The organism is Kitasatospora sp. NPDC051702 (genome assembly GCF_040681575.1).
Taxonomy (GTDB): Bacteria; Actinomycetota; Actinomycetes; order Streptomycetales; family Streptomycetaceae; genus Kitasatospora.
In genome coordinates, this window is record NZ_JBFAZB010000047.1 from 66131 (window position 1) to 78134 (window position 12004).

The window sequence follows — 12004 nt, forward strand, 5'->3', positions numbered from 1 at the left end:
CGTACAATATCACCCCCCTCGCCCGGGCGGGCGGGCGGCGCGCGCCCCGCCCCCCCCCCCGTCACCGTGCCGGTGCCCCGCCGGCCGGGGGAGCGTCGGTCAGCCGTCCTCGGAGCGGGCCTGGGCCGGGACGGCGGCGCCCTCCGCGACCCGGCCGGCCGAGGCCTCGAAGAAGCGCAGCAGTTCCACCGGGAACGGCAGGACCAGCGTCGAGTTCTTCTCCGCCGCGACCTCGACCACGGTCTGCAGGAGCCGCAGCTGCATCGCCGCCGGGGTCTCGGCCATCTTGGCGGCGGCCTCGGCGAGCTTGGCCGCGGCCTGGAACTCGCCGTCGGCGGTGATGATGCGGGCCCGGCGCTCGCGGTCCGCCTCCGCCTGGCGGGCCATCGAGCGCTTCATCGAGTCCGGCAGGCTGACGTCCTTGATCTCCACCCGGTCGATGTGCACGCCCCAGCCGGTGGCCGGGCTCTCCAGCATGACCTCCAGCCCCTGGTGGAGGTTCTCCCGGCCGGAGAGCAGGTCGTCCAGCTCGCTCTTGCCGATGATCGAGCGCAGCGAGGTCTGGGCGACCTGGAGCATCGCGAAGGCGTAGTTCTGCACGTCGACGGTGGCCTTGATGGGCTCGACGACGCGGAAGTACAGCACCGCGTCGACGCTGACCGAGACGTTGTCCTTGGTGATGCCCTCCTGGGCGGGCACCGGCATGGTGACGACCTGGACGTTGACCTTGCGCATCCGGTCGACGACCGGCACCAGCAGGGTGACGCCCGGTTCGCGGACCTTCCCGAGCACCCGGCCGAGCCGGAACACCACGCCCCGCTCGTACTGCTGGACCACCCGCACACCGGTGAGCAGCCACAGCAGCGCCAACACGGCGACGACCACGAGTATTGCCACGTTCGTCCGACCTTCCCCGTCGCGGCGCAGCCGGGCCGGGCCCGGAGTGGGCCCCGTCGCGCGGTGCGAGCCGCGTGGCACAGTATGCGCCCGCCCCGCGCGGCTCCGACAGGCGCGTGCGTCACCCTCCTGACGGGCCGTCTCCGCCGGCCCGGCGGGCCGTCAGCGACCGCCGACCCGGACCGGTTCGTTCGTGTCCGCCCCCGCCCCTGCCCGCGGGGCCTGGCCGCCGCGACCGGGGCCTCCGCCCACCAAGGCGTTGAGCACCGCGACGGCCAGGCCGAGACCGAGCGCGATCAGCCAGGCCCGCCGCTGGTCCAGCACCGGCCCCGCGGCCGTGGCGGCGAGCACCGCGACGCCCAGCGTGTTCCCCAGCTGCCGGGAGGTGGTGGCCAGGGCTGCGGCCACGCCGGACTGCTGCGGCGGGAGGCCGGTCACGGCGGTGTTGGTGATCGGCGGGTTGACCAGGCCGAAGCCCAGCCCGAGCGCCAGGTACCCCGCCGCGTACGGCAGGTAGCCGTCGCCGCCGGAGGCCAGCGCGAGCAGCCCCGCGCCCAGTGCCAGCAGCAGACCCGAGCCGACCAGCAGCCGGCGCGCCCCGACGACCGGGATCAGCCGCCCGCTCAGCGGCGACACCACGGCGATCGCCAGCGTCGCCGGGAGCAGCGCGAGCCCCGTCCCGAGCGCCGAGAGGTGCCGCTCCTGCTGCCAGTACACGCTGGAGACGAAGAGGAAGCCGGCCAGGACCGCGAACACGAGCACCGCCGTGACGGTGGCCGCCGTGAAGGTGCCGTGCCGGACCAGCGCGAGCGGGAACACCGGGTGGCGGCGCCGCCGTTCGACCGCGACGAACGCCGCGCCGCCGCCGAGCGCCATCGCCGCGCAGACCGGCGGGACGACGCCGCCGTACCCGTGGTGGGCACCGTGGACGAGCAGTTCGGTGAGGCCGAGCACGGCCACCGCGCCCAGCGCCAGCCCGGCCGGGTCGAGCGGGCGGCCCGTCCCGCCCCTGGTCTCCGGCACCCGCACCGAGGCGACCAGCGCGACGGCGACCACCGGCAGGTTCACCAGGAAGATCCACCGCCAGCCCACGGCGTCGACCAGCGACCCGCCGACCAGCGGGCCCACCGCGGCGGCGAGCCCGAAGATCCCGGCCCAGACGCCGATCACCCGCGCCCGGCGCACCGGGTCGGTGATCGCGGACGTCAGCGTGGACAGGGCGTTCGGCCCCAGCAGCGCCGCGCCGCACCCCTGCAGGACGCGCACCGCGACGAGCCAACCGGGCCCGGTGGCGAGGGTGCAGCCGAGCGAGCCGAGGCCGAACACCAGCAGTCCGGCCCGGAACATGGCCCGCCGGCCGAGCCGGTCCCCGAGGGCTCCGGACAGCAGGAGCAGCACCGCGAGGGTGAGCGTGTAGGCGTCCACCACCCACGCCAACTGGTCGGGGGAGGCGTGCAGTTCACGCCGCAGTGCGGGCAGGGCGACGTTCACCGCCGTCGCGTCCAGGCTGGTGATGAACATCGACGCGCCGCAGACGGCGGTCAGCAGCGCGGGGCCGAGGGTGCGGACCCCGGGCCCGGGATCGTTCGTCGAGTCCAGGGCAGGCGGCATGGGGACCCCTTCCGGGTCGTGGTGGGAGAGGCGACGGACGGGCGCGTCCTCGGCGGTGTGGTCCGGCCGGGGCCCGGGCCCCGGCCGGCGGATCCTGCCGGACACGCCCTCGCGCGGTCGCTCTGCCTTCGAACCTAGGCGTCGTCGTCGTTTGCGGCAATCGGCAAAACGGCAACTGATAGTTTCACCTGGTGCAACTGTCGTCGCTCGACCTCAACCTGCTGGTGGTCCTGGACGCGCTCCTGGAGGAGGGCTCGGTGACCCGGGCCGCGCAGCGGCTCAACCTCTCCGTCCCCGCGACCAGCCGCGCCCTCGGCCGGCTGCGCCGGGCGCTCCAGGACCCGCTGCTGGTCCGCTCCGGGCGCGGGCTGCGGCCCACCGCCGCCGCCGTCGACCTCCGGCCCCGGCTGCGCCTCTGGCTCGAACAGGCCGAGGAACTGCTCGACCGTCAGGCCCGGCCGCTGGAGCGCGGGCTGACCGTCCTCGCGCCGCAGGACCTGATCGTCACCAGGAGCGCGGACCTGCTGACCCGCCTCGCCGCCACCGCCCCCGCCGCCGAACTGCGACTGCTGGCCACCGACGGCGGCCGCGACGGCGCGGAGGCCGTGCGGGACGGGACGGCCGACCTCGCGGTCGTCGTCAACGCGGCCAAGTACCCCGATCTGCGCTCGCTCGGGCTCGTGCGGGCCGGACTCACCGCCGCCGTCCGGGCCGGCCACCCCCTCACCCGGGGCGAGCTCACCCCGGAGCGCTTCGCCGCCGCCGGGCACGTGCTGGTCTCCCGCAGCGGCCGGCCCGACGACGCGGCCGACCGGGAACTGCGCGAGGCCGGCCACCCCCGCACCGTGCGCTGCGTGGTCCCCGGCTTCCTCGCCGCACTGCACCTGGTCGGCCGCACGGACCTGGTCACCGTCGCGCCGGACGCGCTGGTGCGGGAGCTCGCGGACACGGCCGGGGTGGTGCCCGTGCCCGCCCCGCTGCGGCTGCGCCCGCTGCGGGTCACCCTGCTCTGGCACCCGCGCCGCGACCAGGACCCGCTGCTGCGGCTGCTGCGCGACACCCTGACGGAGCTCGCCGCCACCCTGACCGGGCCCGCGGACGAGCCGCCGCACTGACCTGCGCCGGGTGTCCCTGTGCGCCCCGGCCCCGCGCCCGCGCCCGGGGCCGCGGGCCGGGCGGGTGGCTCAGGGGCGGACGGCGAGGCCGTCCAGGGTGAGGCCGAGCAGCCGCTCGGCCTGCGGGCGGTGCCCGGCACCCGCGGAGGTGAGGGCGATGCCCTCGAGGGCGGCGGCGAGGTCGCCCGGCGTGATGTCGGTGCGGATCGCCCCGGCCGCCGTGCAGGCGGCCATCAGCTCGGTGACCGCGGCCAGGATCAGCTCCCGGCTCTGCCCGTAGGGGTTGCCCCCTGTCGCGGCGATCGCGCGCAGGGCGTCGATCATGCCGTACTTGGCGGTCACGTAGTCGAGGAACAGGAGGGTCCAGGCGCGCAGGGCCTCGGTCGGCGGGTGCTCGGCGAGCAGGCCGGGGACGGCCTCGCAGAGCTGGGCCAGCTCGTTGCGGTAGACCGCCTCGACCAGGGCCTCCCGGGTGGGGAAGTTGCGGTACAGCGTCGCGCTGCCGACGCCCGCCTCCTGGGCGATCCGCTCCATCGGGGTGTCCAGTCCCTGCGTCGTGAACAGGTGCACGGCGGCGGCCAGGACCTTCTCCCGGTTGCGCCGCGCGTCAGCCCGCAGCGGTCGGTGCGTCGCGTCGTCCATGAATGCCCGTCACTTCCTCTGAGGTGCCCTGCGGCTTGCTAAGTGGGGGGCTCCCCACTTAGTCTGCGGCAAGTGGGGGATTCCCCGTTTTCACTCTAGGGCCTGCCTTCGGACCCGCAGCCGCAGGTTCGAGGACAGGCCTCCACGTCAACGCGCTGACCGGTGCGTACCCACGAAAGGGAGCTGATCATGGCGGGCATCGAGGGCAAGGTCATCGCGATCACGGGCGCCAGCAGCGGCATCGGCGAAGCGACCGCGGCGTACCTCGCCGAGCGCGGCGCCAGGCTCGTGCTCGGCGCGCGCCGGGAGGACCGGCTGAACGCCGTCGTCGACGCCATCACGGCCGGCGGCGGCACCGCCGTCGGCGTCGTCGTCGACGTCACGCGTCGCCAGGACCTCCAGCGGCTGACCGACACCGCCGTCGACCGGTTCGGCCGCCTCGACGTCCTCGTCTCCAACGCGGGCACGATGGCCGTCTCCCCCTTCGACGACCTGCGCCAGGACGACTGGGACGCGATGGTCGCCACCCACGTCACCGGGCTGCTCAACGGCATCGGGGCGGCCCTGCCCGTCTTCCGCCGCCAGCGCTCCGGACAGTTCGTCAACGTCGGCTCCACCGCGGCCTACGTCGTCAAGTCCCCCCAGGCCGTCTACGCGGCCACCAAGACGGCGGTCAAGGTGCTCACCGAGGGGCTGCGCCAGGAGTCCGGCCCCGACCTGCGGGTCACCCTCGTCTCGCCCGGCTTCACCCACACCGAGGGCGTGGGCAAGGGCGCCAGCCCGGAGGCCGCGGCCGCGATGACCCGGCAGCGCGACGAGATCGCCATGCCGCCCTCCGCCGTCGCCTCCGCCATCGGCTACGCGATCGAGCAGCCCGACGGCGTCGACGTCAGCGAGATCGTCGTCCGGCCCACCGTGCAGGCCTGACGCCACCCCGGGGCCGCGCACCCCGCCGGTGTCCGTCCTCGTTCCCGCGTGCCGGGCGGGGCGGGGGCGCGCGCTCCCGGCCGCGCGCCCCCGCCCGTCGACACGCACGGCCCCGCCGTTCCTCGACTTGTCGGAGGCCGGGCGCTTGGATGGGTCCGGCCTGGTCGCCGACCGGACGCGGCCCCGGACGCGATCCTCCCGAGGGACGGCCCCGGCCGCCGAGCCAGGACGACCCGCCGGCACGCCGAGGAGCCACCACCGTGAACGACACCCCCGACGCCGCCCACTCCGACGCCGTCCACCCCGAGGCGTTGCAGCGGGCCGACCCCGCCGCCGTGGCCCGCCGGGTCGCCGAACGGCGCGAACGGCTCGGGCTCAGCGAGGACGACCTCGCCCGGCAGGCGGCCATGGCCCCGCGCTACCTGCACCACCTGCTCGAAGCCGGGCCGGCCTTCGACCCCGGCGGCTTCCTGCGCATCGCCGCCGCCCTCGGCCTCAGCCGGAGCACCCTGCTCGAAGGCCGCGCCGACGCCCCACCCGGGCAGGGCGGTCCCGGCCCTCGCCCCCGGCTGCTGGACCTCACCGAGCGGGAGTGCTGGGACCTGGTCGGCGCCCACGGCGTCGGCCGGGTCGCGCTGCCCGTCCAGCCCGGCCCGGTCGTCTACCCCGTCAACTACGTGGTCGACGACGGCACCTTCGCCTACCGGACCGGCGGACACTCCGCCGCCGGGCTGCCCGAGGGCACCGCGCTGTCCTTCCAGATCGACCACATCGACGAGTACCTGGGCCGGGGCTGGAGCGTCCTCGCCCTCGGCACCGCCCACCACGTCGAGGACCCGGACGAGGTCCGCCGCCTCGCCGACCTCCCGGGCGCCAGCCCCTGGGCGGGCGGCGACCGGCCGCACTGGATCCGCATCCGGCCGGACAAGATCACCGGCCGCCGTCTGGTCAGCGGTTGAACGGTCGCGACGCGGCCGCCCGCACACCGCTAGCATCGCCGCGGGCGGGCGTCCGGCGGCACGTGCGGCCGTGGTCGCGGACGTGCGCCGTGACGCGGTCGGGGCCGGATCGTCGGACCGCCGCCGGCCCCAGGAGCGTCCACCGAGCCCGCAGGGAGGGAGCAGCCATGACCGCAGCGGTGCCCGGGATCCGCGCCGCCCGCCGGCTCGACCTCGACGCCGACCCCGACGTCTCCGAGGTCTCCGAGCCCGCCGGCGGGACCGGCGAGCCCGCCGCGCGCCCCGGCGACCCGTGGGCCACCGGCGACCGGACCCGCCCGGAGCCCACCGCGCACTGCTGATCCGGCCGCCGACCGGCGGACCCGGGGGAGGGACGGACCGTGAGCACACCAGCAGGCGGCACGATCAACCGCACCGCCGCCGACGGGCGGCCCGACACCGGCGCCCGCGCGCCCCGCGACCTGCGGCAGGACGTCCTCGCCGCCGGACCCTACCGGCTCGGCCCCCAGCCGGACGGGCGGGCCTGGTGGCCGCTGGCGTGCCGGCTGCTGAGCGCCCTGGACGCGGCGCACGCGCGCGGTGAGGTGCTGCTCGGGCTCGAACCCGGACAGGTGCGCCTCGCCGCGGACGGAGCCCTGGCCGGCATCGGCCCGGTCGAAGGTGCCACCGCCGCGGAGGGTGCCACCGCCGCGGACGGTGGCCGCGTGCGCGGCAGCTCGGGCGCCCGCGGCGAGGACCGCCCGCCGGGCTACGCGCTGCCCGGCGCCACCGGCGCGGACCCCACCGAGGACTACTACGCGCTCGGCACCACCCTCCACTTCGCGCTCACCGCCCTCGACCCGGTGGTCGTCGACCCGGACCCGGTGACCAACCGGGACCGCACCCTGGCCTGCCTGCACGCCGCCCTCCCCGCCGCCGGCCCCGAGGACCCGGCGCTGGCCCTGCTCACGGACCTGCTCAGCTTCGCCCCGGAGCGGCGCTCGGCGGCCGCCGCCCAGCTGCGCGGCGCCGCCCCCGACCGCTCCCCGGCGCCGTGGCGCGCCTGTACGCCACCGCACCGGGCGCGGCTGGCCAGGATCCTCGACCACACCGTCGCCACCTGCGCGCGGATGGCGCACGACCTGATCGCCGCCGACGACCGCACCGCCGTACCCCGCGACCTGCTCTCGTTCTTCGACGGCGGCGCCGGGCTCGGGCTCGAACTGCTGCAGCACGCCGACCGCCCGGACGCCCGGGCCGCCGCCGCCGCCCTGGCCCGCTGGACGGCCGGCCACCCGGGCCTCGACCGCCTCGACGGCTCGCTCTACCGCGGCCGGACGGGCGTCGACCTCTTCCTCGCGCAGGCCGCCGCCGTCCTGGGCCCGGACACGCTGGGAACGGATCCGCCCCCGTACCGCCACCAGGAGTCCGCCGGGACGGAGCAGCTGACCGGCGCCGCCGGGATTGGCACCGGCCACCTGCTGCTCGCCGCGCTCGGCACCGACACCGACCGGCACCTCGCGGCGGCGTCCGCCTGTGCCGAGCGGCTCACCACCCGCCCGCCCGAGAGCCCGCAGGACGTCCCGGGCCAGGCGCCCCGCCCCGGCTCGGTCGGCGAGCCGCCCCGCCCCGGCGCGGCCGCCCGCGCCGAGGGTTTCGCGCACGGCCGCGCGGGCGTCGCCCACTTCCTCCTCGCCATGCCCGACGAGGCCTCCCAGCGCGCCGCCCGCCGCATCGTCGAGGACCTCGCCGCCCGGCTCCCCCGGACGGTGGCGGACGCGCTGCGCCCGGGCGCCGACCCGCACCGCCACCTCTCCTGGTGCCGCGGGCTGGCGGGCCTCGGCACCGTCCTGCTCCAGGCCGGCCGCCGGTACGGCGACGACGCCCTGATCGTCCTCGCCGCCGACGCGGCCGGGGCCTGCCGGACCCTCGCCCCGCGCACCGCCCTGGTGTCCCGCTGCTGCGGGCTGGCCGGAGCCGGCGAGCTCCTGGTCGACCTCGCGGCCGTCACCGGCGACCCGCGGGACCGCTACCGGGCCGAGGAGCTCGCGACGCTGCTGCTCACCCGGGCCGGCGGACCGCCCGGCCGGCCGCTGTTCCCGGGCCGCAGCCTGACCGCGGAGTCCTCCGCCTGGGGCTACGGCACCCCCGGCATCCTGACCTTCCTCCGCCGCCTCTCCCGGCGCGGCGGCCCGGTGCCGGCCAGGCTGCCCCTGGGCTGACGGTCCGGTCCGACGGAACGTCAGCGCCCCGGCAGGGGAGGGGATCCGCACCTCCCACGCCCGGACGGCCGCGACCGCGGACGGCGCCGCGGCGGGCCCGGCGGCCCGGGCCGTGGACGCGGGGGCCCGATGACTGGTATTCAGACCAGTGGCGGCCGGTCGGGCGCCCCGTCCGCACCAGCGGGCCCACGGGCCCTGGGTGGCAGGGGTGTTGGGGCCGGCCGGGACGTACAACCAGGAAAGCGGAGACGATGCGCAGAATTCTGATCGTCGGCGCCGGGCAGGCCGGCCTCCAACTGGCGCTGGGGCTGCAGTCCCACGGCTACGACGTGACGGTGATGACCGACCGCGACGCGGACGCCGTCCGCGGTGGCCGGGTGCTGTCCACCCAGTGCATGTTCGACTCCGCGCTGCGGACCGAACGCGAGCTCGGCCTGGACCGGTGGTCCGGCGACACCCCGCAGATCGAGGGGATCGGGATGTCGGTCGCCGGGCCGGAGTCCGCGCGGGTGCTCGACTGGGTCGGGCGGCTGGACGCCCCCGCGCAGTCCGTGGACCAGCGGCTGAAGATGTCCGACTGGCTGGAGGCCTTCGCCGGGCGCGGTGGCCGGGTCGTGCTGAAGCAGGCCACCGTCGCCGACCTGGAACACCTCTCGCGCTCCTACGACCTGGTGCTGGTCGCCGCCGGGAAGGGCGAGCTGGCCGGGATGTTCGAGCGCGACCACGAGCACTCCCCGTTCGACCGGCCGCAGCGGGCACTGGCCGTCAGCTACGTGCACGGGCTCGGCCCGCGCCCCGAGCACGCCTTCCCCGCGGTGCGGTGCAACGTCGTGCCCGGGGTGGGGGAGCTGTTCGTCATCCCGGCGCTGACCGGCGGCGGCCCGTGCGACATCCTGTTCTGGGAGGCCGTACCGGGCGGCCCCGCCGACGCGTTCGACGGTCTCCGGGACCAGGCCGAACACCTCCGGGTGACCCTGGAGCTGATGAAGACCTTCACTCCCTGGGAGTACGACCGGACCAGGGGCGGCCTCGAACTCACCGACGCCGGGGCCACCCTGGCCGGGCGCTTCACCCCGGGCGTCCGCCACCCGGTCGGCGAACTGCCCGGCGGCGGAGCGGTGCTGGGCGTCGCGGACGTGGTCGTGGCCAACGACCCGATCACCGGGCAGGGCTCCAACAACGCCGCGAAGTGCGCCGCCGGATACCTGGAGCGGATCCTCGCCCACGGCGACAAGCCCTTCGACCGCGACTTCATGCAGGACACCTTCGACCGCTACTGGCGCACCGCGCGCCCCACCACGGCCTGGACCAACGCGATGCTCGCGCCGCCGCCCGAGCACGTCCTCCAGCTGTTCGGCGCCGCGGGGCAACTCCCAGCGGTGGCCGACCGGTTCGCCAACGCCTTCGACGACCCGGCCGACCTGGAGCAGTGGTTCTTCGACCCGGCGAAGGCGGCGGCCTACCTGGCCTCGGTCACGCCGGGAGCCTGAGCCGCCCCTCGCGATCCGACCACCGCGATCCACCACCGCGATCCACCACCGCGATCGGGCGTCCGCAGCAGCAGCGGGCGCCCGATCCCCCTGCCCGGCACCGAGGGAACGGAACGACGATGAACACGGAGGACGGCAGAGCGGCCCGGTACGTCGGGGTCGCCTGGAGCGCGGACGGCTACCGGACGGCCCAGCTGGACCGGCACGGACGGGAGTGCGCCGCCCCGGCCCACTACGGCGCGGCCCGCACCGCCGACCTGGTCCGCGACCTGCTCGCCGACCACCACGGCGGCCCGCCGCTCAGCGTCGTCATCGACAGCACCAACGGCCTGCTGGACGCCACCCTCACCGCGGTCGGCCTCACCGTCCTGCGCGCCGACCCCTGGCACCTGCCGGCCCGGCCACTGCTCGGCTCCGCCCCCGCCCACAGCCTCGCCCTCGCCGCCGTAGGCGCCCCCGGCGGCCTCGACCGGCTCACCGTCGCCAGCGGCTCGCTGGCCGGGCGCGGCGAGGAGTACCAGCGCGGGCTGGCCCGCAGTGAACCGGCCGAGCGCGAGCTGCGCGCCAGCGGGCGGCTCGTCCCGCACGGCCCCCGGGGCGTCGACGCCGTCGCGCTCACCTTCGACGACGGCCCGGACCCGCGGCACACCCCGCGGATCCTCGCCCTGCTGGCCCGCTACGGCGCGCACGCCACCTTCTTCACCGTCGGCATGCACGCCCGCGCCCACCCCGACCTGGTCCGACGGCTGGTGGGCGAGGGCCACGGCGTCGGCGGCCACACCTGGTCGCACCCCTTCCTGCCCGACCTCACCGGGCCGCAGCTGACCGAGCAGCTCGACCGCACCGACGAGGCGCTGGGCCGCGCCGGCAGCCCCGCGGCCCGCTGGTTCCGGCCGCCCTACGGCTCCCGCACCCCGGCGGTGCTGCATCGGATAGGGGCCAGCGGCCGCACCACCGTGCTCTGGGACGTCGACTCCCGGGACTGGTCCCAGCCCGGTCCGGACCGGATAGCCGAGACCGTGCTGGCCGCCGCCCGTCCGGGCTCGGTGGTCCTGCTCCACGACGGGGCGGGGGACCGCTCCCAGACGGTGGCGGCGCTGCCCGCCATCATCGAGGGGCTGCTGGCGCGGGGCCTGGCCCTGGTCGGGCTGGACACGCTGCTGCCCGCGTAGCCGGCCAACCGGTCGGACGGACGGCCGGCGGTCGGTGCCGGGCCGTTGCGGTCGATGCCGGTGCCCGTGCCGCTACCGGGGTGCCGCGGCCGGTGCCGGGGTGCGGGGCGCGGTGCCTCGCCGGAGCGCCCCCGGGAGCGTGGACCAGAGGGACCCGTCGCGGCTCGCTCAAGTGCGGCTGGGGCGGGCTACGGTCTTGCGCCCCGGGAGCGGGACAACCGGCCAATGCGCCCGGCGCCCGTCCCGAGAGCGGCTCCAGCGAACCTAGACTCGCCTGAGAGCGGCGCTGCACCGGTGTCGGGACGATCCGGGTGCGCCGCGTCCACGGGGGACAGGCACCTCCGCCGTCCCCGTCCGGCAGGCGCGCCCGCGCCTCGCCCACCCCCATCCCAGGGAGTCCGCCATGTCCGAATCTGTCATGCCCACATCCGCTTCTGCCGCCCAGGGCCTCGAGCTGCAGGACCTGGACCTCGACGAGCTGACCGTCACCGCCCTGCGTGACACCGTCGCCCTGCCGGAGAACGGCGGGTCGTGGGGGTCCTGCTCCTGCCAGGGCTCGTCCTCCTGCGCGCAGCCCAACCTGCCCGGCATGGAATCCGCCTGACGCACCGCCGGGTCGGTCCGTGACGCGGACCGACCCGCAGTGGCCCGCCCCGAAGTGGCCCGTCCCGCACCAGACCGAACCGCGATCAACACCTTACGGAGCCCCCATGACCGACCATCCCGAGGACGTCCTCGCCCTCGACGACCTCGACCTCGGTGAGCTGACCGTCACCGCCCTGCGCGACACCGTCGCCCTGCCGGAGACGGGGGCCTCGGGCGGGCCCAGCTCCACCTCCTGCGGATCGTCCTCCTGCGCCGTTCCGCACCCGCCGGTCCATCCGTACTGAGCCCGGCAGGGTCGCGGGGGGGGGGGGGGGGGGGGCGGGGGGCCCCCCCCCCCCCGGCGGGGCGGGGGGGGGGGGCGCCCCCCCCCCGCCCCCCCCCCCC

Annotated in this window: 12 protein-coding genes; 9 read left to right on the top strand and 3 right to left on the bottom strand. The window is 76.8% G+C overall.

What is annotated here, in order from left to right; translation table 11 throughout:
- Nucleotides 1–99 precede the first annotated feature (99 nt).
- A complete protein-coding gene (locus AB0N04_RS30890; protein ID WP_360222984.1) occupies nt 100–897 on the bottom strand; it encodes a slipin family protein in 798 nt (265 codons plus the stop codon).
- 162 nt (nt 898–1059) lie between these two features.
- Complete coding sequence (locus AB0N04_RS30895; protein WP_360222982.1) at nt 1060–2508, bottom strand: MFS transporter; 1449 nt, start codon at nt 2506–2508, stop codon at nt 1060–1062.
- A 191-nt stretch (nt 2509–2699) separates the two neighbouring features.
- Here AB0N04_RS30895 and AB0N04_RS30900 point away from each other — a divergent pair, with 191 nt between their 5' ends.
- Nucleotides 2700–3623 carry a LysR family transcriptional regulator gene (locus AB0N04_RS30900; RefSeq protein WP_360222979.1) on the top strand — a complete coding sequence of 308 codons (924 nt, stop codon included), beginning with the start codon at nt 2700–2702 and terminating at the stop codon, nt 3621–3623.
- A 69-nt stretch (nt 3624–3692) separates the two neighbouring features.
- Here AB0N04_RS30900 and AB0N04_RS30905 read toward each other — a convergent pair whose 3' ends face one another.
- Nucleotides 3693–4265 (bottom strand): TetR/AcrR family transcriptional regulator, encoded by a 573-nt coding sequence (locus AB0N04_RS30905; RefSeq protein ID WP_360222977.1) that lies wholly within the window; start codon nt 4263–4265, stop codon nt 3693–3695.
- 189 nt (nt 4266–4454) lie between these two features.
- Between AB0N04_RS30905 and AB0N04_RS30910 the strand changes: the two genes are divergently transcribed.
- The 8 genes from AB0N04_RS30910 (at nt 4455) to AB0N04_RS30945 (ending at nt 11904) form a co-directional block, all read left to right on the top strand.
- Entirely contained in the window at nt 4455–5192 is a 738-nt protein-coding gene (locus AB0N04_RS30910) for an SDR family oxidoreductase (RefSeq protein ID WP_360222975.1), read from the top strand.
- A gap of 260 nt (nt 5193–5452) precedes the next feature.
- On the top strand, nt 5453–6151 hold the full coding sequence (locus tag AB0N04_RS30915; protein WP_360222973.1) for a pyridoxamine 5'-phosphate oxidase family protein: 699 nt from the start codon (nt 5453–5455) through the stop codon (nt 6149–6151).
- A gap of 167 nt (nt 6152–6318) precedes the next feature.
- Nucleotides 6319–6492 (top strand): hypothetical protein, encoded by a 174-nt coding sequence (locus AB0N04_RS30920; protein ID WP_360222970.1) that lies wholly within the window; start codon nt 6319–6321, stop codon nt 6490–6492.
- Nucleotides 6493–6531: 39 nt separating this feature from the next.
- Entirely contained in the window at nt 6532–8352 is a 1821-nt protein-coding gene (locus AB0N04_RS30925; RefSeq protein WP_360222967.1) for a lanthionine synthetase LanC family protein, read from the top strand.
- Nucleotides 8353–8603: 251 nt separating this feature from the next.
- Nucleotides 8604–9842 carry a styrene monooxygenase/indole monooxygenase family protein gene (locus AB0N04_RS30930; RefSeq protein WP_360222964.1) on the top strand — a complete coding sequence of 413 codons (1239 nt, stop codon included), beginning with the start codon at nt 8604–8606 and terminating at the stop codon, nt 9840–9842.
- A 119-nt stretch (nt 9843–9961) separates the two neighbouring features.
- Nucleotides 9962–11014 (top strand): polysaccharide deacetylase family protein, encoded by a 1053-nt coding sequence (locus tag AB0N04_RS30935; protein WP_360222961.1) that lies wholly within the window; start codon nt 9962–9964, stop codon nt 11012–11014.
- A gap of 403 nt (nt 11015–11417) precedes the next feature.
- The gene (locus AB0N04_RS30940) at nt 11418–11618 is read left to right on the top strand and encodes a thiazolylpeptide-type bacteriocin (RefSeq protein ID WP_360222958.1); all 201 of its coding nucleotides are present in this window, start codon (nt 11418–11420) and stop codon (nt 11616–11618) included.
- A gap of 106 nt (nt 11619–11724) precedes the next feature.
- Nucleotides 11725–11904 carry a thiazolylpeptide-type bacteriocin gene (locus tag AB0N04_RS30945; RefSeq protein WP_360222955.1) on the top strand — a complete coding sequence of 60 codons (180 nt, stop codon included), beginning with the start codon at nt 11725–11727 and terminating at the stop codon, nt 11902–11904.
- Nucleotides 11905–12004 lie beyond the last annotated feature (100 nt).